The organism is Aliiroseovarius sediminis (genome assembly GCF_022678485.1).
In the GTDB taxonomy this organism is placed as follows: domain Bacteria; phylum Pseudomonadota; class Alphaproteobacteria; order Rhodobacterales; family Rhodobacteraceae; genus Aliiroseovarius; species Aliiroseovarius sediminis.
Map to the genome: position 1 here is coordinate 49742 of NZ_JALBYP010000038.1, position 25885 is coordinate 75626.

General features: G+C 57.7%; 23 protein-coding genes. 17 read left to right on the plus strand and 6 right to left on the minus strand.

Annotation, left to right across the window (positions count from 1 at the left end; translation table 11 throughout):
* Positions 1-74: 74 nt before the first annotated feature.
* Positions 75-677 carry a LolA family protein gene (locus tag MN186_RS14410; RefSeq protein ID WP_242115067.1) on the plus strand — a complete coding sequence of 201 codons (603 nt, stop codon included), beginning with the start codon at positions 75-77 and terminating at the stop codon, positions 675-677.
* Between the two features lie 27 nt (positions 678-704).
* Here MN186_RS14410 and MN186_RS14415 read toward each other — a convergent pair whose 3' ends face one another.
* On the minus strand, positions 705-1286 hold the full coding sequence (locus MN186_RS14415; RefSeq protein WP_242115068.1) for a transglycosylase SLT domain-containing protein: 582 nt from the start codon (positions 1284-1286) through the stop codon (positions 705-707).
* 221 nt (positions 1287-1507) lie between these two features.
* On the opposite strand from MN186_RS14415, the gene hspQ reads away from it, so the two are divergent.
* The gene (hspQ, locus tag MN186_RS14420; protein ID WP_242115069.1) at positions 1508-1834 is read left to right on the plus strand and encodes a heat shock protein HspQ; all 327 of its coding nucleotides are present in this window, start codon (positions 1508-1510) and stop codon (positions 1832-1834) included.
* A 719-nt stretch (positions 1835-2553) separates the two neighbouring features.
* Here hspQ and MN186_RS14425 read toward each other — a convergent pair.
* Positions 2554-3060, minus strand: coding sequence for an ATP-binding protein (locus MN186_RS14425; protein WP_242115070.1), 507 nt, complete (start codon positions 3058-3060; stop codon positions 2554-2556).
* Positions 3050-3397 carry an STAS domain-containing protein gene (locus MN186_RS14430; RefSeq protein ID WP_242115071.1) on the minus strand — a complete coding sequence of 116 codons (348 nt, stop codon included), beginning with the start codon at positions 3395-3397 and terminating at the stop codon, positions 3050-3052. Before MN186_RS14430 ends, MN186_RS14425 begins: the two co-directional genes overlap by 11 nt.
* 101 nt (positions 3398-3498) lie before the next feature.
* Here MN186_RS14430 and MN186_RS14435 point away from each other — a divergent pair, with 101 nt between their 5' ends.
* The 9 genes from MN186_RS14435 (at position 3499) to MN186_RS14475 (ending at position 14319) form a co-directional block, all read left to right on the plus strand.
* Positions 3499-4677 (plus strand): thiolase family protein, encoded by a 1179-nt coding sequence (locus tag MN186_RS14435; protein WP_242115072.1) that lies wholly within the window; start codon positions 3499-3501, stop codon positions 4675-4677.
* Between the two features lie 60 nt (positions 4678-4737).
* Positions 4738-5193: a GAF domain-containing protein gene (locus MN186_RS14440; RefSeq protein ID WP_242115073.1), complete on the plus strand. Its 456-nt coding sequence runs from the start codon at positions 4738-4740 to the stop codon at positions 5191-5193.
* 105 nt (positions 5194-5298) lie between these two features.
* On the plus strand, positions 5299-5871 hold the full coding sequence (locus MN186_RS14445; protein WP_242115074.1) for a helix-turn-helix domain-containing protein: 573 nt from the start codon (positions 5299-5301) through the stop codon (positions 5869-5871).
* Between the two features lie 35 nt (positions 5872-5906).
* Entirely contained in the window at positions 5907-8357 is a 2451-nt protein-coding gene (locus tag MN186_RS14450; protein WP_242115075.1) for a GcvT family protein, read from the plus strand.
* A gap of 27 nt (positions 8358-8384) precedes the next feature.
* Positions 8385-10832: a GcvT family protein gene (locus tag MN186_RS14455; protein WP_242115076.1), complete on the plus strand. Its 2448-nt coding sequence runs from the start codon at positions 8385-8387 to the stop codon at positions 10830-10832.
* A 91-nt stretch (positions 10833-10923) separates the two neighbouring features.
* Positions 10924-11829, plus strand: coding sequence for an EamA family transporter RarD (rarD, locus tag MN186_RS14460; RefSeq protein WP_242115077.1), 906 nt, complete (start codon positions 10924-10926; stop codon positions 11827-11829).
* A complete protein-coding gene (locus MN186_RS14465; RefSeq protein ID WP_255744377.1) occupies positions 11766-12515 on the plus strand; it encodes an RluA family pseudouridine synthase in 750 nt (249 codons plus the stop codon). Before rarD ends, MN186_RS14465 begins: the two co-directional genes overlap by 64 nt.
* Positions 12516-12594: 79 nt before the next feature.
* Complete coding sequence (locus MN186_RS14470; protein ID WP_242115079.1) at positions 12595-13722, plus strand: beta-ketoacyl-ACP synthase III; 1128 nt, start codon at positions 12595-12597, stop codon at positions 13720-13722.
* A gap of 69 nt (positions 13723-13791) precedes the next feature.
* Complete coding sequence (locus tag MN186_RS14475) at positions 13792-14319, plus strand: DUF3833 domain-containing protein (RefSeq protein ID WP_242115080.1); 528 nt, start codon at positions 13792-13794, stop codon at positions 14317-14319.
* Between the two features lie 54 nt (positions 14320-14373).
* Here the strand turns inward: MN186_RS14475 and MN186_RS14480 are convergent, their stop codons facing one another.
* Positions 14374-15813, minus strand: coding sequence for an aldehyde dehydrogenase family protein (locus MN186_RS14480; RefSeq protein ID WP_242115081.1), 1440 nt, complete (start codon positions 15811-15813; stop codon positions 14374-14376).
* Positions 15814-16003: 190 nt separating this feature from the next.
* Between MN186_RS14480 and MN186_RS14485 the strand changes: the two genes are divergently transcribed.
* Complete coding sequence (locus MN186_RS14485; RefSeq protein ID WP_242115082.1) at positions 16004-16657, plus strand: peroxiredoxin; 654 nt, start codon at positions 16004-16006, stop codon at positions 16655-16657.
* A 79-nt stretch (positions 16658-16736) separates the two neighbouring features.
* On the opposite strand, the gene fahA is transcribed toward MN186_RS14485, so the two are convergent.
* Both fahA and hmgA read right to left on the minus strand, forming a co-directional pair.
* A complete protein-coding gene (fahA, locus tag MN186_RS14490) occupies positions 16737-17993 on the minus strand; it encodes a fumarylacetoacetase (RefSeq protein ID WP_242115083.1) in 1257 nt (418 codons plus the stop codon).
* A 293-nt stretch (positions 17994-18286) separates the two neighbouring features.
* Positions 18287-19639 (minus strand): homogentisate 1,2-dioxygenase, encoded by a 1353-nt coding sequence (hmgA, locus tag MN186_RS14495; RefSeq protein ID WP_242115084.1) that lies wholly within the window; start codon positions 19637-19639, stop codon positions 18287-18289.
* 192 nt (positions 19640-19831) lie between these two features.
* Here hmgA and MN186_RS14500 point away from each other — a divergent pair, with 192 nt between their 5' ends.
* The 5 genes from MN186_RS14500 (at position 19832) to MN186_RS14520 (ending at position 25673) form a co-directional block, all read left to right on the plus strand.
* Complete coding sequence (locus MN186_RS14500) at positions 19832-20650, plus strand: flagellar motor protein MotB (protein WP_242115085.1); 819 nt, start codon at positions 19832-19834, stop codon at positions 20648-20650.
* A 120-nt stretch (positions 20651-20770) separates the two neighbouring features.
* Positions 20771-22078 (plus strand): flagellar hook protein FlgE, encoded by a 1308-nt coding sequence (locus MN186_RS14505; protein WP_242115086.1) that lies wholly within the window; start codon positions 20771-20773, stop codon positions 22076-22078.
* A 28-nt stretch (positions 22079-22106) separates the two neighbouring features.
* Positions 22107-23552, plus strand: a complete 1446-nt coding sequence (flgK, locus tag MN186_RS14510) for a flagellar hook-associated protein FlgK (RefSeq protein WP_242115087.1) — start codon at positions 22107-22109, stop codon at positions 23550-23552.
* A gap of 10 nt (positions 23553-23562) precedes the next feature.
* Positions 23563-24573, plus strand: a complete 1011-nt coding sequence (locus MN186_RS14515; RefSeq protein ID WP_242115088.1) for a flagellin — start codon at positions 23563-23565, stop codon at positions 24571-24573.
* A complete protein-coding gene (locus tag MN186_RS14520) occupies positions 24570-25673 on the plus strand; it encodes a flagellar basal body P-ring protein FlgI (RefSeq protein ID WP_242115089.1) in 1104 nt (367 codons plus the stop codon). Before MN186_RS14515 ends, MN186_RS14520 begins: the two co-directional genes overlap by 4 nt.
* Positions 25674-25885 lie beyond the last annotated feature (212 nt).

Genomic DNA, 25885 nt, shown 5'->3' on the forward strand with positions numbered 1-25885 from the left:
ATCGCCTTCCGTTGGGGCTTAATCTTCCCATATCAGGCGGGATAGACTACGCCCGAGCAGCAGAGGTAACACCAATGACCCCCTTTCGCACGATCATCGCCGCCGCCTTCGTCGCGGTCAGCGCCGCCCCCGCGATGGCTGAAAAGCTGTCGCTAAATGCGATTTCGCAATATCTGAACCGGCTAGACACCGCCAAGGCGCCGTTCACACAGGTCAATGACGATGGCACGATCTCGACCGGAACGATCTATCTGAAACGTCCGGGGCGGGCGCGGTTTGAGTACAATGCCCCGACCAAGGCCCTGGTTGTGGCAGGCAGTTCGCAGGTTGCGATCTTTGACGGGAAATCTAATGCTGGGCCGCAGCAATACCCGCTGAAGCAGACACCTTTGAATCTGATTCTGGCGCGTAATGTCGATTTGAGCCGCGCGCAGATGGTCGTGGGTCATAAATATGATGGCACAGCAACGACTGTGATCGCGCAAGACCCCGAGAACCCCGATATCGGCACGATCGAGTTGAAGTTCACCAGCAACCCGACCGAACTGCGTCAGTGGATCATTACCGACAACACCGGATCAAAGACCACGGTTATTCTGGGCGAGATGTCCAAAGGCACCCCGCTTGGCAGTTCACTGTTTTCGATCACCGTCGCGACCAAGGAATGGTCGCGTTAGGCCAGTAAGCGCCAGACCGGAAACGGTCTAGCGCCGACAGCTTGCCAGTTGGTGCTGATATAGGATCGCGCGGGCGTTCACTTCGGAGGCAATGCGCATAAGCCAGGCTTTAGACTTGTAGCTACCGCGCAGATACCCCGTCCGCCCTTCGTGATAGGCCAGATATTGGTTGCGCGCGTCGGTCAGAGGGATGCCTATCTTGGCGCGGGTTTCGTTCATATACCAGCCCATGAAATCGGTCGCGTGCTTGATGTTAGTACGCCGTGCGCGCCGCCCACCTTCGTCACGCTGATATTCTTTCCATGTGGCATCCAGAACCTGTGCATAGCCATAGGCCGAGCTTTGCCGCCCCATCGGCAGTACGCCCAATGCGTATTTCACCGGTGTGCGCGCGTTGCCGATGAATTTCGATTCCTGATAGATCATCGCCATCTGAACGGGTACGGGAACGCCCCATTTCCGCTGGGTTTGTTTCATCGCCTTATATATATTCGGGCGCTGCTTGATAACGCTGCACGCATTGTCCAAGTTTCGCGGTGCCTTGGTGTCAACACCACCACAGGACGCCACGAACAAAAGAATCACTGCTGCGCGAAGAAGTCTGCTCATCTGCCTCTCGCAATCTTATGTTTTTTGAGACTATAGCGGAAATTGTTGCTGCTGGGAATTCCAAGAATGCCAAAAATTTACCACCGGCGGTGGGTTGCGCACAGTCCATTTGTCAGGTTGAAAATGAGCGACTTACACAATTTGTTTCGCAAAAACCGGGGGTGGTCGCATGGACAAACACCCCCCCAAAGCGTTAGTTACGATAGCAGGAGCTTTACTATATGTTAAAGACGCGCGCCAAATATTCCCTTGGACAGATCGTCCGCCACCGCAAGCATCCGTTTCGCGGTGTGGTTTTTGATGTGGACGCGATGTTCTCGAATACCGAAGAATGGTACGATGCCATCCCCGAGGACAGTCGGCCGGAAAAAGACCAACCATTCTATCATCTTCTGGCCGAAAACGATCAAAGCTATTACGTGGCCTATGTGTCCGAACAAAACTTGGTCGCGGACTATTCGGGCGAACCGGTGGACCATCCTGATGTGTCCGAATTTTTTGGTGATCTGGAAGATGGCCAGTATCCGCTACATGTCCAGATGAACTGATCGCCTCTCAGCAACCGATTGCGCGTGGGCCTGTATCGCAGTTTGCGCGGCCATCCCGAAATCGATCCTGTTGGACAGGAAACGCACCCGCCCGGGGTTGTGAAAAAGACGCCATATTTGTCAGACGCCAGCCCGACGCCGAAGACGTGAAAGATCGAAAAGAGCTGCGACATCGCCATCCCACCCTTGTCCATAACGGTCAATTTAAACAGTGTCGGGTTGCGTGACCATCGTTTTGGGGCCTGCGCCCGAGTTCAATCAGTGCGGCGAAATCCAAGGCCAGTTGCGCCGACGACATATAGTCAAGTTGGGTGGTTTGGTTCGGGTCAGTGATGATCTGGTTGTTGGTATTATAGCCCAGCCTGGCTGCCCAACGGTCAAGGTTTGAAAGGTCAACATACGACAGGATGTCCGCTTAAGTGACCCCCTTGGTCGGTGCCGTTGATCGCGATGGGAACTCGTCTTTGGTACACCCATCAGCACGAATTATTCATCGCCCAAGCCGGTCGTTTGGCGCGCGCATATGCCCAACAGATCGCCCGCATAATTGTGGCGTCCGCCGCATTGCCCTCCGCTCTCAGAATATTCAGCGCCACCAGAGCGGCCAGTGAATGGCGATGTTGTGTGGATGCAATTGGCTGCAAGAATAGGCCAAAGCCTAGCATCTCGAATGGCGCCACACGCCTCCAAACCCGATCGCCTAACGTTATTTCACCATGTCAACTGATCCGGGTGTCCGCCAGAGAAATGGTAAACACGAGCTTGTTGCGATTGCCGCGATGCATGTAGCGCAGGTCGCGGGTCAGTTCTTTGATTAGACTCCAACCAAAGCCACCTTCCGGGAGGTGACTGACTGGACCAGAAAGCGATTGCCGCGGCGTTTGCGGTATATTGCCGTCAGACAGCGGCACGCCATCGTCCAGCACCGTGAAATGAAGCTGATCGCCCGCCCTTTTAATTTGCAACTCAATAATTCCTTGTGCATCTTGCCCATAGGCGTGTTCGACCACGTTGTTCAGAACTTCAGCCAGCACGATTTCAATCATACCGCGTTCGTCGGCGGTCAGATGCAGCCGCGCCAGCCCGGTCATGGAAGCCTTCAAAGCTTGCCGCACCGCCAACGGATCAGCCAGAAAAACCAGTTTCATTTCGTTCGTATGGGGCGTAAGCGCCGATTTATGAAGATCGTTGGCACGGCCCACGAAGCTCAGACATTCAGTCGGCATCTGCAAGGCCGTTACCCAAGGCGGCTTCGACACTGGCGTGGATGGTGAACACTGTGTCCATGCGCGTTAGTTTGAATACCTTTTCAACCGTCGGTGATAGGTTTGCCAGTTCAAACGACTTGTCAGGACATGCCTGCTTCATCACCGCGACGATAGCACCCAGACCGCTGGAATCGATAAAGTCCACCTGCGTCATGTCAAGCACGATGCGATCTGGGCTACCTTCGGTCAATTCGCGCATCTGATCCTTGAAACTGATCGCAATGGCGGCGTCGATCCTGTTTTCTTCAACCGTGATCACGCGCGCTGTGGCGGTGTCGGTATGAGCAAGTTCCAACTGTCTTCTCCTTCCCGCGATTGGTAGAACTACAGGGTAGACGCTGATCGTTACCATTCGGTAAGCGTGATCAGGAATTTTCAAATGGGACGGAGAAGACGATGAAAAATGTCGTAATCGCAGGCGCAGCACGCACCCCGATGGCTGGGTTTCAGGGCGCTTTTTCGGGCGTCGCTGCCGCTGATCTTGGGGGTGCTGCGATCAAGGCCGCACTGGCGGACGCTGGCGCCAAGGCGGGTGATGTGCAAGAGTTGCTGATGGGCTGCGTTCTGCCGGCCGGTCAGGGTCAGGCTCCCGCGCGGCAGGCGGGGTTTTCGGCTGGATTAGGCAATGAGGTGCCCGCCACAACGCTGAACAAGATGTGTGGTTCGGGCATGAAAACCACGATGATCGCTTTTGATCAGGTTGCACTGGGTGGCACCGATATAATGGTCGCAGGCGGCATGGAAAGCATGACCGAAGCGCCCTATCTGTTGCCCAAAATGCGCGGCGGCGCACGGATTGGGCATGGCGCGGTCATCGACCACATGTTTCTGGACGGGCTCGAGGATGCCTATGACAAGGGACGTCTGATGGGCACCTTTGCCGAGGATTGCGCCGAAAGCTTCCAGTTCACCCGTGAGGCACAGGATGAATATGCGCTGAAATCTCTGTCAAATGCGCTGGACGCCCAGAAATCGGGTGCCTTCGAAGGCGAGATCACGCCGGTGATCGTCAAGACCCGCAAAGGCGAGGTTGAGGTGGCCGAAGACGAACAGCCCGGCAAGGCGCGGCCCGAGAAAATTCCGACGCTGAAGCCTGCGTTTCGCAAGGACGGCACGGTGACCCCGGCCAACAGTTCGTCGATCTCGGACGGGGCGGCGGCGCTGGTGATCGCATCCGAGGATGCCGCCAAGGCGAAGGGCCTGAAAATCCGCGCGCATATTCTGGGCCACGCCAGCCACGCCCAGGAACCCAACCTGTTCCCGACCGCCCCCGTGCCCGCCGCGAAGAAGCTGCTGGACCGGCTGGGCTGGACGCCCGAAGATGTCGATCTGTGGGAGGTGAACGAGGCCTTTGCCGTCGTTCCGATGGCCTTCATGCACGAAATGGGTCTGACGCGTGACAAGGTGAATGTGAATGGCGGTGCCTGTGCGCTGGGCCATCCGATCGGCGCTTCGGGCGCACGGATCATTGTCACGCTGCTGAATGCACTGGAAAAACGCGGGTTGAAGCGCGGCGTTGCGGCGATCTGCATTGGTGGTGGCGAAGGCACCGCCATCGCGATTGAGCGCGACTAACCTTCTGAATATAGACCACGGGGCGCGGATCTTCCGCGCCCTCGTCACATTGGAGGTCCCATGACGCGCGTCAACTACACAGATCTGTCGCAGGTGATTGCATCGCTGACCGACGGTGAGCACGACGAAGTCGCGCTGATGGCGACCGTTGCCTGCGAAGTGCACCACGCTGATGACCGCTTCGACTGGACGGGCTTTTACCGTGTAACAGAGCCTGATTTGCTGAAAATCGGCCCCTATCAGGGCGGGCATGGCTGCTTGCAAATCCCGTTCCATCGAGGGGTCTGTGGGGCGGCGGCGCGCACGGGGCAGGTGCAGCTTGTGCCGGATGTCGATGCCTTTCCCGGCCATATCGCCTGCGCGTCGTCCACGCGGTCCGAACTGGTGCTGCCGGTCTGGAACCGGGCGGGCGATCTGATTGCGGTGTTCGACATCGACAGCAATCAACCCGACGCGTTCACGCCAGATGATGCCGATCACCTGTCTGCCATCCTGAAATCCACCTTCGCAACCTGACTGCGACTGATAATTTCGCTTGCGTCGAATCATCCATTTGCCTCACCGTGAAAAAAGACGTGAAAATTTCACGTAGAGTTTCATGTTGGAGCAGGCGTGGACAGGATGCTGCACAGTGACCCCGTTACGACCCGAAGCCTTGGCGCCGACATTCGCGCGCTGCGCAAGTCGCGTGGGCTGACGCTCAGCGATCTGGCCGGTGCGCTTGATCGATCCGTTGGCTGGCTGAGCCAGGTGGAGCGGGACAAGTCCGACCCTTCGATTTCCGATCTGCGAGCCGTGGCGCGTGCGCTGGGGGTGCCGATGTCGCTTCTGTTTGCCCATGCCTCGGCCCCGGCGGATGAACAGGGATTCGTGGTGCGCGCCGGCGCACGCCGCCCGATGGGGTCGGGCGAGGAAGGGCTGATCGAAGAACTTCTGTCCCCCGACCTGACCGATGATTTCGAGGTGGTGCATTCCACCTTCAAGCCACGCTCGAAAATGCAAACACCTGCCAATCGCCCAACGCAAGAGGTCGGGTATATCGTGTCCGGCACGCTTGACCTGACCATCGGTGGGCGAAGCTTCACCGTGGGCACAGGCGACAGCTTTCGCATCAAGCATGACGTTTATGAATGGGCCAACCCCTATGACGAACCGGCGGTCGCCATCTGGGTGATCGCGCCGCCGGTGTATTAAGGAGACCGCAATGCTTTGCCGAGAAGGAAACCATGATGTCTGACTTTCCAACCCAAGCCCGCGTCGTCGTCATCGGTGGCGGTGTCGTTGGTGCCTCGTCGCTGTATCACCTTGCCAAGAAGGGCTGGAGCGATTGCGTTCTGCTGGAAAAGAACGAACTCACCGCCGGGTCGACGTGGCACGCTGCCGGTAACGTGCCGACCTTTTCGACCTCGTGGGCGGTGATGAACATGCAGCGCTATTCGACCGAGCTTTACGCGCGACTGGGGGACGAGGTTGATTACCCCATGAACTACCACGTCACGGGATCGCTGCGGCTGGCCCATACCAAGGAACGGATGCAGGAGTTTCAGCGCGCCGCCTCGATGGGTCGCTATCAGGGCATGAATATGGAGATCCTGACGCCCGAGGAAACCAAGGCGCGCTATCCCTTCCTTGAAACCCATGACCTTGAGGGCGCGCTGTATGACCCGCATGACGGTGATATAGACCCTGCGCAGTTGACTCAGGCGCTGGCAAAGGGCGCGCGGGATATGGGCGCGAAGATCCTGCGCTTCTGCCCAGCCGAAGGGGTCACGCAACATGATGATGGCACCTGGACCGTTCATACCCCCAAGGGTGACATTGCCTGCGACTACGTGGTGAACGCCGCCGGGTATTACGCCCAGCGTGTCGGCGAATGGTTCAAGCCCCATGGCGGACGCACCGTGCCGATGATGGTGATGAGCCACCAATACCTGTTGTCCGAGGAAATCCCTGAGATAGAGACGTATAGCAAGGAGACCGGGAAGAAGCTGCCCCTGCTGCGGGATGTGGATGTATCGTATTATCTGCGGCAGGAAAAGCACGGCTTCAACCTTGGCCCTTATGAGCCCAACTGCCGCGCCCATTGGGCAACTGACGATGACCCGATGCCCGACGATTTCAGCTTCCAGCTTTGGAACGACGATCTGGACCGGATCGAGGATATCGTCACGGATGCGATGGAACGTGTCCCTGCGCTGGGCACGGCTGGCGTCAGCCGCTTGATCAACGGCCCGATCCCCTATGCCCCCGATGGCCTGCCCCTGATCGGCCCCATGCCCGGCGTGAAAAACGCGTTCGAGGCGTGCGTATTCACCTTCGGCATTGCCCAAGGTGGCGGGGCAGGCAAGGTGCTGGCGGAATGGATCGTCGACGGTGCGACCGAATGGGATATGTGGGCGTGTGATCCGCGTCGCTACACCGACTATACCGATCACGACTATTGCGTGCAGAAAGGGATGGAGGTTTACGGCAACGAATACGCCATGCATTTCCCCCGGCACGAATGGCCCGCCGCGCGCGACCGGAAACTGTCGCCTGTGCACGACAAGGTGATCGCCGCTGGCGGCGTCATGGGTGTCTATAACGGCTGGGAACGCGCGAATTGGTTTGCCAAGCCGGGTGATGACACCTCGCTTGAGGCCACGCATACATGGAGTCGCGCAGGCCCGTGGGAGCAACGTATCCGCGAAGAATGCGAAGCTGTGCGTGACGGTGTGGGCGTGCTGGACCTGCCGGGCTTTTCGCGCTTCAACCTGTCGGGCGATGGCGCCGCGGACTGGCTGCGCGGCATGTGCACCGGGGGCTTGCCCAAAGTGGGGCGGATGAACCTGCTTTATTTCGCCGATACCCGCGGCCGGATCCTGACCGAGATGTCGTGTATGCGCCACGCCGACGACTTCTTTACCCTGATCACCGCCGCCACGGCGCAATGGCACGATTTCGAAGTGCTGGCCCGCGCGTTGCCTGCAGGGCTTAGCCTGACGGACCATACCAGAGACTATTCCACCCTGATTGTCACCGGACCCAAGGCCCGTGATCTGTTCGAAGGTCTGGGCATCAAGGCTGATCTGACCGCGCCTTGGCTGTCGCATCAGCCCGCGACCGTGGCCGGGGTCGACTGCGCCCTTGCGCGGGTCAGCTTTGCCGGGGAACTGGGCTGGGAAATCCACGCCGAGAACGCCAGCATCCCCGCGCTTTACGATGCAGTTATCGGCTCGGGCGCCAAGCCCTTCGGCATGTATGCGCTCGACAGTCTGCGGCTTGAGAAAGGGTATCGCGCATGGAAAGGCGACCTGTCCACCGACTACACCATGTTCGAAGGCGGGCTGGATCGTTTCGTGCGTCTGGATAAGCCTCAGGACTTCCCGGGCAAAGCGGCGTTGCAGGCCGAAGCACAAGCCGGACCGAAGAAGCGGTTTGTCACCCTGATCGTCGATGCCGGCGATGCGGATGCGCCCTATATGTCGTGCATTTGGCATGATGGCCAGATTGTCGGCGAAACCACGTCTGGCGGCTGGGGCTATAGAGTGAATGCCTCGATCGCGCTGGGCATGGTGCGGGCTGATCTGGCAACCCCCGGCACCGAGCTTCAGGTCGAGATCTACGGCGAACGACGTCCCGCCATCGTGCAGCCCGACCAACCGCTTTGGGACCCAGCCAATGAACGGCTGCGCGCCTGACCCTGTCTGCCTGAACGGAGTGATGCCATGACCCTTCCAAACCACGCCCGCGTCGTCATCATTGGCGGCGGTGTCGTCGGATGTTCCGTCGCCTATCATCTGACCAAACTCGGTTGGCAGGATGTTGTGCTGTTGGAGCGCAAGCAGCTGACCTCGGGCACCACCTGGCATGCGGCGGGCTTGATCGGGCAGCTCAGGGCGTCGGCGAACATGACGAAGCTCGCCAAATACTCGGCCGATCTGTATCTGGGGCTTGAGGAAGAAACCGGGATCGCGACGGGGATGCGGCAAGTCGGTTCAATCTCGGTAGCGTTGACGGGCGAACGGATGGAGGAGCTGTACCGCACCGCCGCCATGGCCCGCGCCTTCGGTGTCCCGTGCGAGGAGTTGTCGCCCGTCGAGGTGAAAGAGCGGTATGAGCATATCAACCTCGATGGTGTGACCGGCGGCATCTGGTTGCCCACCGACGGGCAGGCCGATCCGGCCAACATCGCGCTGGCGCTGGCCAAGGGCGCGCGGCAGCGGGGGGCGGTCGTACAAGAACGCACCAAGGTCACGGGGATTACCCGTGACGGTCACAAGGTCACTGGCATCGACTGGCAGTCGGATATTGGGCAGGAACAGGGTCACATATCGTGTGATATGATCGTGAATTGCGCGGGCATGTGGGGGCATGAAGTTGGCAGGATGGCGGGCGTGAACGTGCCGCTGCACGCCTGCGAACACTTCTATATCGTGACCGAGGGCATCAAGGGCCTGACCCAAATGCCGGTGCTGCGGGTGCCGGACGAATGCGCCTATTACAAGGAAGATGCGGGGAAGATCCTGTTGGGGGCGTTTGAACCCAACGCCAAGCCATGGGGCATGAACGGCATCCCCGACAGGTTCGAATTCGACCAGCTTCCCGAGGATTTCGACCATTTCGAACCCATCCTGGAAGCCGCCTGCAACCGGATGCCGATGCTGGCCGAGGCAGGTATTCACACCTTCTTCAACGGCCCGGAAAGCTTCACGCCGGACGACGCCTATCACCTTGGTCTTGCGCCCGAGATGGACAATGTCTGGGTCGCGGCGGGCTTCAACTCCATCGGGATTCAGTCGGCGGGCGGGGCCGGGATGGCGCTGGCACAGTGGATGGAGGATGGCGAGAAGCCGTTCGATCTGGGCGACGTTGATATCAGCCGGATGCAGTCTTTTCAGGGCAATAAGCACTATCTTTATGAACGGTCGAAAGAGACACTCGGCTTGCTTTACGCCGACCACTTCCCATTCCGGCAGAAGGCCACAGCGCGGGGCGTCAGACGGACGCCCTTTCACCAGCACCTCTTGGACCAAGGCGCGGTCATGGGCGAATTGGCGGGGTGGGAGCGGGCAAACTGGTTCGCCCGTGATGATCAGCCCCGTGAATACGAATACACATGGGGCCGTCCCAACTGGTTCGACAACGCCGCCGCCGAACATAAAGCGGTGCGCGAGAATGTCGGCATGTATGATATGTCGTCCTTCGGCAAGATCCGTGTCGAGGGCCCGGATGCGGAAGGCTTCCTGAACCGCGTCTGCGGGGCCGACATGTCGGTGCCAGTGGGCAAGATCGTCTATACTCAGTTCTTGAACAGCCGCGCGGGGATCGAGGCGGATGTGACCGTCACCCGCCTGTCGGATACCGCCTATCTGGTCGTGACGCCGGCGATCACGCGGCTGGCAGACCAGACATGGCTGCGCCGTCATGTCGGTGAAGCGCGCGTCGTTATCACCGATGTTACGGCGGGCGAGGGCGTGCTGGCCGTCATGGGGCCGAACGCGCGCGCGCTTCTGCAACGGGTCAGCCCCGCGGATTTCAGCAACGACACGAACCCCTTCGGCACCGCACAAGAGATCGAGCTTGGCATGGGGCTGGCCCGCGCCCACCGCGTGTCTTACGTGGGCGAGCTGGGATGGGAACTCTATGTCCCCTCTGACATGGCGGCGCACGCGTTCGAGACACTGTTTGAGGCCGGGCAGAACATGGGGCTGAAGCTCTGCGGCATGCACATGATGGACAGTTGCCGCATCGAGAAGGCGTTTCGCCATTTCGGCCACGATATCACCTGCGAAGATCATGTGCTTGAGGCAGGACTGGGCTTTGCCGTCAAGACCGACAAGCCTGACTTCATCGGCCGTGATGCGGTGCTTGCGAAGAAGGAGGCGGGGCTGTCGCGCCGGATGGTGCAATTCAAGCTGACCGATCCTGAACCGCTGCTTTATCACAACGAACCCATCCTGCGCGATGGCGAGGTTGTGGGTTATCTGAGCTCTGGCGCCTATGGGCATTATCTGGGCGCCGCCATCGGTATGGGATATGTGCCGTGTTCAGGTGAAACAGTGTCTGATATGCTCGCGTCCACTTATCAGATTGATGTGGCTGGAACGCTGATCACGGCAGAGGCGTCATTGAGACCGCTTTTTGATCCGACGTCCCAGCGCGTGCGGGCGTGAGGTATCCGGTCCTTCACCTGCCCTGCTGGCGAAATTGCAGCCCTTGTGTCCTGTCGAGTTTGGCCTACAAGCAGCGGGGAAGGAGCGCGCGATGACTGATGTGACCCGACCGAAGAACGAGGATACGCCGCAGGGGCTGGGGCTGGCTATTTCAGCCTATTTCCTGTGGGGATTTCTACCGCTTTACATGAAGGCTGTGGCGCACATGCCCGCGGTCGAGGTGGTGGCGCATCGCGTCATATGGTCGGTGCCTGTTGCTGGCGTCATTCTGATTGCGTCAGGCCGGACCCGCGCCTTGCGCGAAGCGATTGCCAATCCGCAGATGCTTTTGCTGGCGGTGCTGACGGCTGGGTTAATTTCGATCAACTGGGGCATTTACGTCTGGGCGATTGCGCACGAACAGACACTGGAAGCTGCGCTAGGCTATTATATCAACCCGCTGTTTTCGATTTTTCTTGGAACGATCTTGCTGGGCGAACGGATGAACCGCGCGCAGATGGTGGCGGTGGCGCTGGCGTTCACCGCAGTCCTGATCCTGACGTTTGAAACCGGGCGGCTTCCCGTGGTGGCAGTTGGCCTGACGCTGACCTGGGGACTTTACGCATTGTGCAAAAAATCGCTGCCCATCGGCCCCAATCAGGGGTTCATGCTTGAAGTGCTGATTCTGCTGATCCCGGCGTTGGGCTGTGTGGTGTGGCTGTCGATGCAGGGGCAAAGCCATTTCATGCTGACGGGTCTGGACACCGGGCTGCTGATGGGCTGCGGCGTAGTCACGGCGGTGCCCCTGATGCTTTATGCCAATGGGGCGAAGCTGCTGCGGCTGTCCACAATAGCCATTCTGCAATACATCGCGCCGACGATGATCTTTCTGGTCGCGGTGTTCGTATTTGACGAACCGTTCGAGGGTGCAAAACAGATCGCCTTTCCGCTGATCTGGCTGGCGCTGGTGATCTATACCACCTCGATGCTGCGTCAGATGCGTCGCAGGCGCCGCTAAGGCTTGCCGGCGCGTGCGTCACAAGTTATTCGCGCCGCATGTCCGATGAATACACCCCGCCCGATGATCCGCTTGCGATCATGCACCACGATCACGAGCTGCTGTTGGTCAACAAGCCATCGGGCCTATTGTCGGTGCCGGGCAAAGGTGAACATCTGGCCGATTGCCTGCTGTCGCGTATTCAGGCCGTCTTTCCCGAGGCGCTCTTGGTGCATCGCCTGGACCGTGACACGTCGGGCATCATGGTCTTTGCGATGACCCCTCATGCGCAGCGCCATCTTGGTCTTCAGTTCGAGAAGCGGCAGATCAAAAAAACCTATGTCGCCCGCGTTTGGGGTCGCGTGGCAGAACGGTCCGGCACCGTTGATCTGCCCCTGATTGTTGACTGGCCGAACCGCCCAAAACAGCATGTGGACCACCAGAACGGCAAGCAAGCGATCACCGACTGGAAGGTTCAGAAATACGAAGATACCGCGACACGCGTTCGCCTGTTTCCCCAGACCGGGCGCAGTCATCAGTTGCGAGTGCATATGAAGGAAATCGGCCACCCCATTCTGGGCGATCCTTTCTATGCCAAAGGCGAGGCGCGTGATGCCCCGCGCTTGATGTTACACGCCGAAAGCCTGCGCCTGCGCCACCCGGATGGTGGGAAAGGGCTGACCTTCAAGGCGAAGTGCCGGTTCTGAAGGGGATGGTTGCAGGGCAGTTCCCCTTGCCGCTGGCGCTGCTTCCTGCTTGACTGCACCCACCTTGAAGGAGTTCCCAATGTTCCAGCCCGTCATCTCTGGCACCGGTGTGTTCACCCCGGATCAAATCATCACCAACGCAGAACTGGTCAAGGCATTCAACGCCTATGCCGACAAGATGAACGCGCAGAACGCCGATGCCATCGCGGCGGGCGAGGTTGAGCCGATCGGGCATTCAAGCGAGGAATTCATCGTGTCTGCGTCAGGTATCCAGCAGCGGTATGTGATGGACAAGTCGGGCGTCTTAGACCCTGATATCATGCACCCGACCCTGCGTGAACGCAGCGATGATGAACCGGGGATTATGACCGAAATGGGGGTGGATGCTTGCAAGAAGGCACTTGCCAAGGCCGAGTGCGACGCCAGCGACGTGGACCTGATCATTTGCGCGGCGTCAAACCTTGAACGCGCCTATCCGGCGGTGGCCATTGAAATTCAACAGGCGCTGGGCGCGGGCGGCTTTGCCTTTGACATGAACGTTGCCTGCTCCTCGGCCACGTTCGGCATTCAGGCCGCCGCTGACATGATCCGGTCAGGGTCGGTCAAGCGCGCTTTGGTCGTCAACCCAGAAATATGTTCGGCCCATCTGGAATGGCGCGACCGTGATTGCCATTTCATCTTTGGCGACGTGGCAACAGCCACCTTGCTGGAACGGAAAGAGGATGCGAAAGGCGAGCATTTCGACATCCTGTCCACCCGCTGCCTGACGCAGTTTTCCAACAACATACGCAACAATAACGGTTTCCTGCGCCGCACGCGCGAGACGACCGAGGCGCTGCCGGATCGCCGCGACATGCAGTTCATGCAGAACGGTCGGAAGGTGTTCAAAGAGGTGCTGCCCATCGTTTCGAAACACATCCTTGGGCATATTGATGACATCGGAGTGAAGCCCGATGATCTGAAGCGGCTTTGGCTGCACCAGGCCAACAAGTCGATGAATGATTTTCTTGGCAAGAAGGTGTTGGGCCGGACGCCCGAGGACGGCGAGCAGCCGAACATCTTGCAAGACTATGCCAACACCTCGTCCGCGGGGTCGATTATCGCGTTCTCGAAATATTCGGACGATTTGGAGCCGGGGGACACTGGCGTCATTTGTTCCTTCGGAGCGGGATATTCGGTTGGGTCTGTCGTGGTGCGGCGGGCTTAGGGGCGCAAAGTGATCCACGGCGGTCCTTTTGGCGTAATACCCCCAATCTAACAACGCGCTGGGGGCAAGATGAGACTGAAACTTTCCGCTTTGGCTTGTGTTCTATTGATCGGATGCAGCGGCGCGCCTGATCTGGATGATCCCAAGCTCAGCACCCGCGAGCTGAACCTAGAGGAATTCTTCGAAGGCAAAACCGTTGCTCACGGTCAATTTCAAGACCTGTTTGGTAATGTGAAACGGCGTTTTGAGGTGGATATCACCGGCACTTGGGATGGGCAGACGCTGACGCTGGTCGAGGATTTCACCTATGCTGATGGCAGCACGGAACAGCGGATCTGGACCCTGAACAAGACGGGCAAGGAGACGTGGTCCGGCACCGCGCCCGGCGTCATTGGCACCGCCCAAGGTGAAGAACGCGGTGACACGTTCAATTGGACGTATCGGATCGACTTGCCGGGACGGGACGGCGATACGACGCGGGTCGATTTTGATGACTGGATGTGGCTTCTGACCGAGGGCCGGATACTGAACCGCGCCTATGTCAAGAAATTTGGCGTCACAGTAGGCGAGGCAATCATCGTGTTTGAAAAGTCGTAATTTTAAAAGAAAAGGCCCGCAGGGCGCGGGCCTTTCTTGTTATCGGGTGGTTGATCAATCGTTTGACCAGCCCGATACGGCTTTGACCTCAAGGAAATCTTCGATCCCCCAAACGCCACCTTCGCGCCCGTTGCCGGACTGTTTGTAGCCGCCAAAAGGCGAGCCCGGCGCGCGCGATGTGCCGTTCATCTCGACCATGCCCGACCGCATCTTTCGGGCCATCCGGTTGGCGCGGGCGCCGTCTTGGGTTTGCACATAGTTGGTCAGGCCATAGACGGTGTCGTTTGCAATCTCGACCGCATCTTCTTCGGTGTCGAAGGGGATCATCGCCATCACAGGGCCAAAGATTTCTTCGCGGGCGATCGTCATGTCGTTGGACACATCGGCAAAGATCGTGGGCTTGACGAAATAACCCTTGTTCAGACCTTCGGGACGCCCCGTGCCACCCGTTATCAGTCGCGCACCTTCGTCGATGCCGGCCTGAATCAGGTCCTGAATTTTATTCCATTGTGTTTCGCTGACCACCGGGCCGATATGGTCGCCTTCTTTGCTGGCGGGGCCAACCTGCACCTTTTCAGCGGCCTCGTGGGCGGTTTCGATCGCTTGGTCATAAACGCTGCGCTGCACCAGCATCCGCGATGGCGCGTTACAGCTTTGCCCGGTGTTCTGCATCATGTGACGCACGCCGCGCACCACGGCCTTGTCGTCGGCATCGTCAAAGATGATGTTTGCGCCCTTGCCGCCCAGCTCAAGGCTGACGCGTTTCAGGGTGTCGGCGGCGGCTTTCGAAATGGCGATGCCCGCACGGGTCGAGCCGGTGAAGCTGACCATATCCACATCCGGGTGAGTAGACAGTTGGGTGCCAACGCCCACGCCGTCACCGTTGACCATGTTGTAGACACCGGCGGGGAAGCCGGCTTCGTCCACAATCTCGCTCCAGACAATCGAGGAAAGCGGCGCGATCTCGGACGGTTTCAAAACCATTGTGCAGCCTGCTGCCATTGCCGCCACGACCTTTAGCGACACTTGGTTCATTGGCCAGTTCCACGGCGTGATCAGCGCGCAAACACCGATGGGTTCATAGAGGATGCGATCATTGGGCGCGTGTGCCCCCAGCATCCGATCAAATTCGAAATCCTTGAATGCGGTGAGGAAGTTCTGGGTGTGAAAGAACCCCGCGCCGGTCTGCGATGAACGGGCCAGATCAATGGGCGCGCCCATTTCCATGCTGATCGCTTCGGCCATGTCATCCGCGCGTTTCTGATAGACCTCTAGCAGCTTCTCAATCAGGGCCAACCGGTCTTCTTTTTTGGAAAAGCCCCAATCCGCAAACGCAGCCTTCGCTGCGGCGACGGCGGCATCCGTGTCGGCCTGCGCACCAAGCGAGATCACCGCGCAAACCTCTTCTGTCGACGGGTCGATGACGTTGAAGTCGTTGGCAGCAGCGGGGGCAACCCACTGGCCGTTGATATAGAAATCGCGTTTCTCGATCATAGCAGTCTCCTTTCCGGGAATTGAAGTCACTGTGGCACCGCGATTCACGCGGTGCAACCCTTGGCTGATAAATTTGATCAAATTTTTTGACGCAGATAATTTTTCCACTTGCCAACGCTTCGGACCTTTAAAAACCGGTCGCAAAGCGTACGTTATGGAGTGACAGAAATACTTGGATAGGAGAAAGCCCATGGGACTTCGCATCAATGATATCGTGCCTGATTTTACAGCCGAAACAGATCAGGGAAAAATTAGCTTTCATGACTGGATTGGTGACAGTTGGGCCATCCTGTTTTCGCACCCCAAAGACTTCACCCCGGTTTGCACGACGGAATTTGGTGCGGTGGCGCAATTGGCCGACGAATGGCAAAAGCGTGGCACGAAAGTAATCGGCTTGTCTGTTGATAGCGCGGATGAACACGTGACTTGGAAAAAAGACATTGAAGGTCAAGCTGGCGCCAAAGCCGGGTTCCCGATCATTGCCGACGAGGATCTGGCAGTGTCCAAGATGTTCGACATGCTGCCCGCCGAGGCTTATCTGCCCGACGGACGCACCGCTGCCGATTCCGCATCGGTTCGGTCGGTTTTCATCATCTCGCCTGATAAAAAGGTGCAGTTGATCATGACCTACCCCATGTCAGTCGGTCGTAACTTTGCCGAGGTGCTGCGCGCCCTTGATGGTCTGCAAGCCACTTATGAGACACCGATTGCAACGCCCGCCAACTGGGTGAAAGGCGAAGATGTGATCGTCGCGCTGTCGCTGTCGGATGACGAAGCCAAGGCCAAATTCGGCGACGTGGACATCAAGCTGCCCTATCTGCGCACCACCGCCGACCCGACCTGAGTTGCAAACGACCAGTTTGTGATAAAGCCCGCAGCGAATGTTGCGGGCTTTTATTATAGCGTGAAGCCCGCGCGCGCATCTATTTGGGCCAAGTGACAGCGGGCAGGATCTTTCCGACACAATCACCAAAGCCAATTTGGAAACCGTCACCCTTCGCTGCCCCGCGCAGGGTCAGGGTGTCGCCGTCCTCGATAAAGGTTCGTATCTCGCCTGTGTCCAGCGTGAACGCCTCCTGCCCGCCCCAGCTCATTTCCATCAACGAGCCATATTCGGATCTTGCCGGACCCGAGATCGTGCCCGACCCCAGCAAATCGCCCACATTCATGGCGCAGCCCCCAACGGCGTGATGGGCCAGTTGCTCGGCCGCAGAATAATACATGCGGGTATAGTTTGTGTTACCAATCACACTGGATTTATCTGCGCCTTCAGGCTGTATCAGCACCTGAAGGTTGATGTCATAAAGACCGGCCTTCGTGCTTTCCAGATAGGGCAGCAATGTCTGTTCGCGCGGTGGGGTGGGCGCGCGAAACGGCTCTAACGCGGCGGCTGTTACGATCCACGGGGAAATTGACGTGCCGAAAGCTTTGCCCTGAAACGGCCCCAGCGGTTGATATTCCCAGCCCTGAATATCACGCGCAGACCAGTCGTTCAGAAGGACGTAGCCGAAGATCATATCGTCGGCCTCGTCGACCGTGATCGGCTGACCGAAGGCGGACGCCTTGCCGACGATTGCACCCATCTCAAGCTCGATATCCAGACGGGTAGAGGGGCCGAAGCTGGGAACTTCGGCACCCGGCGCTTTGCGTTGACCGTTGGGGCGGTGAATTGGTGTGCCCGAGATTACGACAGACGACGCGCGCCCGTTATAGCCGATCGGGATATGCAGCCAGTTCGCGGGCAGATCGGGTGATCCGCGCAGAATGGCACCCATGTTCGCGGCGTGCTGACGACCGGCATAGAAATCGGTGTATTCCGAGACTGCGAAGGGCATCAAAAGCTCTGCGTCGGCCATCGGGACAAGATGTGCTTCGATTTCTTTCTGAAAATGCGACCCCTCCTTGAGCATCTCATTCAGTTTGGTGCGAAACTCAGCCCAAATCTCAGACCCCAGCTCCATGAATTCGTTCCACATACCTGATGCGAAAACAGGGCATGAGGCGTATTCGAAATACTCGTTTTCCAGTGCGGTCACATCAAGGATCATGTCGCCAATTGCAACGCCACAGCGCGGTTCCTGATCCCCGGCGGAAAAAACCCCATAGGGAAGGTTGTTCAACGGGAAGGGTGTGCGGGCGGAGTTGGCGCTGTCCACCCAGGATTTCTTCAATTGGCTCATTGCGTCCTCATCAGCAAGTGGCTGTGCTTCGGGCCCGGTCAATCTAGGTCAGGCGGGGATAGGGGCTCAGATCCAGGCCTTGACCCCGTGCATTGCAATAGCGCGACACAAGACAGATATTCGCCTGCGCCGGGGCCAGAAGGGTGGCGGTTTTCGTACAATACGCAGCCGTATGCAGGCGGCCCCATCCGTCCTGAGATGGGCCAGGACATGCTTTGCGCTGATCCCCTTGAGGTTCAACGCAATGCGCATGCGGTAAGCCGCCGTGGACTGCCAATGAGTGTAGAGCACCATTACTTTTTACCCGGTGTGCCGTCAAATTTCTTCTCAAGGCTGTCCCAGCAGTCGATGTAATCGTCTTGCAAAGGTGCCTCTTGCGCGGCGAAGGCGGTCAGGTGCTGCGGGAACCGGGTTTCGAACATGAAAGACATAGTATTTTCCAGCTTTTCAGGGCCGAGGTTCGAGTTTGACGCGCCCTCGAACGCGTCACGATCTGGACCGTGCGGCAGCATCATGTTGTGCAGGCTGACACCACCTGGCACAAAGCCCTGCGGCTTGGCATCATATTGGCCATAAATGTTGCCCATTAACTCGGACATGATGTTCTTGTGATACCACGGCGGGCGGAACGTGTTTTCCGCCACCATCCAGCGGTCTCGGAACAGAACGAAGTCGATATTCGCCGTGCCTGGCTGACCGGAAGGGGCCGTTAGCACGGTGAAGATCGACGGGTCGGGGTGGTCAAACAGGATTGCCCCAACCGGGCAGTACGTTGTCAGGTCGTATTTGTAAGGTGCATAGTTCCCGTGCCATGCGACAACGTCCAAAGGCGACTGCCCAATCTGGGTCTTATGAAACTGCCCGCACCATTTGATGGTGATGGTTGATGGCACTTCGCGATCCTCGAACGCCGCGACGGGGGCTTTGAAATCACGTGGATTTGCCATGCAGTTGGCGCCGATCGGGCCGCGCTCTGGCATCTCGAATTTCTGGCCATAGTTTTCGCAAACGAAGCCGCGCGCGGGACCCTCCAGCAGCTCCACCCGATAGACCAGACCACGTGGGATGATGGCGATTTCCTGCGGGGCAAGGTCAATGATTCCAAGCTCGGTGTAAAACCGCAAATTGCCTTGTTGCGGCACGACCAAAAGCTCGCTGTCAGCGGAATAGAAATAATCGTCCACCATCGATTCCGTCACCAGATAGATATGAGATGCCATACCAATCTGCGTATTCACGTCGCCAGCCGTGGTTATCGTGCGCATGCCGGTGATCCAGTTCAGACCGTCGGTTGCGGGAACCGGATCCCACCGGTATTGACCCAGGCTGATCAAATCGGGGACCACATGCGGCGCGGTTTTCCAGTAAGGCACATCGGTTTTCGTGTACCGCGTGGAATGTTTGACCGATGGCCGGATGCGGTATGTCCACGTTCGTTCAGGCGGGTTCGCGGTAAAGGCGGTGCCGGAAAGCTGTTCGCCATACAGGCCGTATTGGCATTTCTGAGGGCTATTCATGCCGTGTGGCAGTGCGCCCGGCAGGGCCTCGGTCTCGAAATCATTGGCCCATCCGGGCATATAGTGTGCCTCGGTCCCGACTGAGGATATTGCGCGTGCCATGTCGCGCCCCAAGCTGCGCTGGTTCATCTGAAACCTCGTTTCAATGCCCGACATGGGCGACCGAGTATGCCCGTAAATGATATTGTTGCGAACGCAATGAGGTCAAGATGGGCGAATTCCCTGCATGATCGCCAATATATTGAGAACAATTTGAAAGGTTAAACCCGTATAAACTTCGCCCCCCTATCACTGTGCGAGGGTGACGAAAGAGGTGGCGAGATGAGCGCTAAGACCAATGCGCCAGTGATTATTAAAAGGGTGAAAAAAGTCAGTGGCGGCGGGCATCACGGGGGTGCTTGGAAGGTGGCATATGCCGACTTTGTCACTGCCATGATGGCATTTTTTCTGCTGATGTGGCTTTTGAATGCGACTACTGAAAAGCAGCGGAAAGGGATCGCGGATTACTTTAATCCGACCATCCAGATTGCGCGTGTGTCCGGCGGCGGTGATGGGTCGTTTGGCGGTGATAGTGTCTTTGTCGAAGAAACACTGTCGCAAACTGGAAACGGTGGGGTGCCGCGCGATCCGGCCATGACCGACGGCGGCCCGCATAATGACGCCGCAACGGAAAATGCACGCTTGGAAGAGGTTGGTAAGATGCTGTTTGCCCGCAGCGGTGAAAGCATGGCCAGCGATGATATCGCGCGCCATATCGTGACGCGAGTCACCGACGAAGGGCTATTGGTCGAGCTATTTGACCTTAACAATGCGCCGTTGTTTGAACCTGACACTGACATACCAAACCCGATTTTGGTCGATCTGGTTGCCTTGGTTGCACGGGTGTTCCAACTGGTCGAAAACGGCGTGTCGGTGGAAGGGCATGTGGCGACGCAACCCATCGTGCTGCTCGAAAATACCGCTTGGTCCTTATCGACGGCCCGCGCCACAAAAATTCGAAAGATGTTGGAGAGGGCGGACTTCCCGCCCGAGCGCATTCACCGTGTAACCGGCCACGCCGACCGTGACCCGACGGTGAAAAATGTGGTGGCAATACGAAACAACCGCGTTGAACTGATCCTGCTGCGCGACCGACGCTAAACGATCTGTGTGGCGCGATAAGATGAGAATACCTCCAATCTTAGCTGTTAGCCGTCTGTTAAGGTCAGAGCCGTAAGGATGGAACGTGAGACAAAGACAGATGTAGCAGAAAGGCGCACCATGACGATTTCCTCTTCACTCAATGCTGGCGTGGCCGGTTTGAACGCGCACGCAACCAAACTGGCAACGATTTCGGATAACATCGCGAACTCTTCGACCTTTGGGTATAAGCGGGCAACTGCGGACTTTCAGAACGTCGTGATAGGTGGCGTGGCTGGCGCGGGCGGCTATTCGGCAGGCGGGGTACGTACGACGACGCACCGCATCATCGACCAAAATGGGCCGTTGGTATCTACGTCAAACCCGCTGGACATCGCTATTGGTGGACGGGGCATGTTGCCGGTGACGCAAGAGGTATACGCCGATGAAAACCCCGGCGACCGCCCCTTGATGATGACCACGACGGGATCATTTCGGGCTGATTCGGATGGTGTGCTGAAAACTGAGTCTGGTTTGGTCCTTCTGGGGTGGCCTGCGGATGCGAATGGCAATGTTGGCACATACCCCCGTGATACCGCCGCTGGCCTTGAACCCGTCGTGATCAACGCCAACCAGACAGCTGCCAATCCAACCACGGCTGTGAATCTTGGCGTAAATCTGCCGGCCTCGGAAACCGCGCCGGGCGGGCCTGCCACGCCAATTCCGCTGTCAGTCGAATATTTTGGGAACCTTGGAACATCCGAAACGCTCGACTTCACTTTTACGCCAACGGGAACGCCCAACGAATGGACGATGGTCATTAGCGATAGCGCATTGGTGGGTGCGCCTGGTGGCAACGTGGTGGGGGAATATACGCTGATGTTCGACAATTCACGGGCAGATGGCGGCTTGCTGTCATCGGTTACGGTCGCATCTGGCGGGGCCTATGATGGCGCGACCGGCACCTTGGAACTGACCGTCGCTGGCGGCCCTCTCGACCTGACCATCGGTAGGGTTGGCGATCCTAACGGCATGACCCAACTGTCCGACAGCTTTGCGCCCGTTTCGATCACCAAGAACGGTTCACCGGTTGGTAACCTGTCAGCGGTTCAAATCGACGAGAATGGCTATGTCCAGGCCACCTACGATACGGGTTTCGTTCGAACGATTTATCAGGTGCCGCTGGTTGATGTGCCAAATCCTAATGGTCTGATGTCGATGTCGAACCAAGCCTATCAGGTATCTACCGGCAGCGGATCGTTCTTCATGTGGGATGCAGGCGACGGTCCGACAGGTGAGGTCATTGGGTTTGCCCGCGAAGGGTCTACAACGGACGTGGCAGGTGAATTGACAAGCCTGATCCAAACGCAGCGTGCCTATAGCTCCAACGCAAAGGTCATCCAAACGGTGGATGAAATGCTTCAAGAAACTACCAACATTAAACGGTAACGAAAACTAGGAGAGTAAGGACCGAGCGATGAGCATTTCAGGTGCATTTTCAAACGCCCTGTCAGGGCTTGCCGCAGCCTCTCGCGCTGCGGAACTCGTATCGTCCAACGTGGCAAATGCGATGACGGAAGGCTACGGTGCGCGATCGCTGCACCTTTCTTCCAGCACCGTGGGGGGCGCTGGGTCTGGTGTACGCATCGACGGTGTAAGCCGCCACGTCGACGAAGTATTAATCGGCGATCGAAGATTGGCCGACGCCGCAATTGGCTTTCATGGAGCGCAAGAGAAGTTCTTGGAAGGTCTCACACGGATGATAGGCACACCTGATCAGCCAGGATCGCTGTCTGACCGCATCGCCCAGTTTGAGGCTTCGTTGATCGAAGCAGCAGCACGACCCGACAGCGACGCCCGTTTGTCAGCCGTCTTTGGTGCGGCTGAAAACCTGATCGATCATCTTAAGAACTCGTCTGATCACATCCAGAAAGCGCGTCTTGATGCCGATCACGCTATCGCGCAACAGGTCCAAACGTTGAATGACGGACTGCAACATGTGCAAACACTTAACGTCAAGATTCAAGAGGCGCAGTGGCGCGGCGTCGATCCTTCGGGCCTCATGGATTTGCGGCAGGCCAAAATTGATGAGCTGTCGCCAATCGTGCCGCTTAAGCAATTGCCGCGAGAAAACGGGATGGTCGCCTTGATCACCACGGGTGGTGCGGTGCTGCTGGACGGTAACCCGGCGAAGTTGGGTTTCTCATCGGTCGGTACCATCGTTCCAGAGATGACTATAACGACCGGAGCTTTGTCAGGATTGACCATAAATGGCCGCACTATTGATGTTGCAGGTGATCAGAGCCTTATTGAGGGCGGTTCGCTGGCCGGTCAATTTGCGGTGCGTGACGTAACCTCCGTCAACGCACAGGAACGCATCGACGGCTTCGCGCGTGACTTGGTCGAACGTTTTGAAAACACGTCGCACGCCTCCGGCGGTACGGGTTTGTTTACGGATGCTGGTGCCGCGTTTAGCGCTGGCAGCGAAGTCGCCCTGTCGACCCGACTGTTGCTCTCTGCCGCCGTTGATCCCGATCAGGGTGGCGCTGTTTGGCGTTTGCGAGATGGGCTTGGTGCGTCTGCGCCAGGAAATGTAGGCAGCGCCACATTGTTGAACCAATTGGCGGATGCACTCAACACACCGCGAGAGCCCGCATCTGGTGGGTTTTCCAGCGTGGCTCGCACATCTTCAGGGCTCGCCTCGGATCTAGTGTCGATCGTAAGTTCCGAGCAGTTGCAGGCTGAGACACGATTGGGATTTGCCACCGCCCAATATCAAACTCTACGCCAAATGGAACTGGCCAAGGGCGTCGACACTGACGCCGAAATGCAGAAACTAATGCAGATCGAACAGGCCTATGCTGCCAATGCGCGTGTGATTGCGACCGCCGATGAAATGATACAGACAATCCTTGCAATTTAGGAGATGAACCATGTCCTTCGCCAGTTACGGTGATCTCGCCAGCACGTTCCAAACCCGCCACCTGAATGCACGGCTGAAGCAGGACATGGTGCGTTTGGGGCAAGAATTATCGACCGGTCGCAAGGCGGATATCTCGTCTTTTGTGTCGGGCGACTTTGGTCCGATTGCTGGCATAAACCATAGTCTTAAAACGCTGGTCGCACATACCCAAAGCACCAAAGAGGCTACGGCGTTGGTCGGGGGTGCGCAAACAGTCTTGGGCAATATACAGGATCAAACGCAGGCGCTGTCCGGTGGCTTGATCGGCGCCATCAGCGCGCAGAATCCGGGGTTGCTTCAATCGACTGCGGTTGAAGCGCGCGAAAAATTCGTAGCCACTGTATCGAACTTGAATACCAACCTTGGAGGACGTTCCCTGTTTGCAGGTGCTGCGACTGATCGTCTGGCCATGTTGGATGCAGAAACCATCTTGTGGGAGCTCATGACCGTCGTGTCTGGTGAAAACACCGCGGCTGGCGTTGCTGGCAGAATAGATGATTGGTTCAAGGCGCCGGGTGGAGGGTTTGATACATCGGGTTATGTGGGTGCAGCTGAAGATCTGGGCACATTTCGATTACGGGCTGGTGAAACCGCTACCCAGCCTATCAAGGCGAATGATCCTGAGTTGCGTGATCTTCTGAGTGCGCTCGCCAAATCTGCGATCATCGCCGAGGGAGCTTTGGCGGGGGATTTGATCGCGCAAAGGGAACTGATGACGAAATCATCGGATGAGCTGCGTGCAGCCGACGATCAAATGACCCTGCTGCGTGCCCGATTGGGAAGTATCGAAGCTCGGATTGAAACGGCCTCGGTTCGGAATACAGCAGAAAAATCTGCGCTGGAGCTTTCGTATAACACGCTGACGGCGGCTGACCCTTATGAAACGGCGACCACTTTACAAGCGCTCTATGACCAGATGGAAAGCCTGTACACTGTCACGTCCAGACTCTCGAACCTCAATTTTACGGATTATATGCGATGAAACATTTCATTTACTTTGTTTTTTCGCTGTTACTGCTGACGGTGCCGGTCAACGCGAACTCGGTGCGTATCAAGGATCTTGTGGAGTTTGATGGCGTGCGGGGCAACGATTTGGTGGGTTATGGCTTGGTGGTCGGCCTGAACGGTACCGGTGATGGCATTCGGAACGCGCCTTTCACAGAAGACATCATGTCCAATATTCTTGAACGTCTGGGCGTGAATATCACGGGCGAGCAGTTTCGCCCGAAAAACGTCGCGGCGGTTTTTGTAACAGCGGCCCTGCCACCGTTCGCGCGATCCGGGTCGCGTATTGATGTCACAGTTTCGGCGATTGGTGATGCCAAAAGCCTGCTTGGTGGCACCCTTATCATGACCCCCCTGAACGCAGCAGATGGTGAGATTTACGCGGTCAGTCAGGGCACCATTATCGCGGGCGGCGCCTCGGCTGAGGGCGATGCCGGCAAGGTTACGCAGGGCGTGCCGACCAGCGGGGTAATACCCAACGGCGCCCGTGTTGAACGCGAGATTGACTTTGATTTTACCAAGCTGAAATCGATCCGCCTAGCGCTCAGAACGCCGGACTTCACCACAGCAGAGCGCATTGAGCGGGTGATCAACAGGAAATACGGTCGTGTGGTGTCGCGGATGTTGGACAGTGGTACGGTGGTGGTCGATATCAGCGCGACGCGTGCGATATCACCTGCACATGCCGTGGGAACGATAGAAAATTTGGGCGTCGAGCCCCAACGCAAAGCAAAGGTTGTCGTTGATCAACGTTCCGGGACAATCGTGATGGGTTCGGATGTTCGGATCAGCCGAGTCGCAGTATCTCAAGGAAACCTGACCTTGCGCATTCAGGAAGAACCCATCGTTGTGCAGCCCAACCCTTTTTCAAACGGTGAGCCAATCCTAGTTCCCCGAACCAACGCTGCGATAGAGGAAGAGCCTGGCATCGGGCTTGCAGAAGTCGATGGCGGCGCATCTTTGTCCGAGGTCATTGCAGGGCTGAACGCCTTGGGTGTCGCGCCGCGAGACATGATCGATATTCTAAAAAGCATCAAAGCGGCAGGGGCGCTTCATGCAGATTTTGTTGTGCGTTAGGGGCAAAAAAGCTGATTTCATAATCGAGCTTTTGCGCATGTTGATAGTGCTTTCGATGGGCCACCCTTTGGTTGCAGCCGTTAAGCCGCCTGCACGATGTGTGATTGATGGGAAGGAGTTCACCACGTCGTTAGTCAGATGAATGGCTTACTTCTTGAAACATTTGGTGGCGGCGGATGCGCTGAGGGTGCCCGTAACCAGATGATAAGATT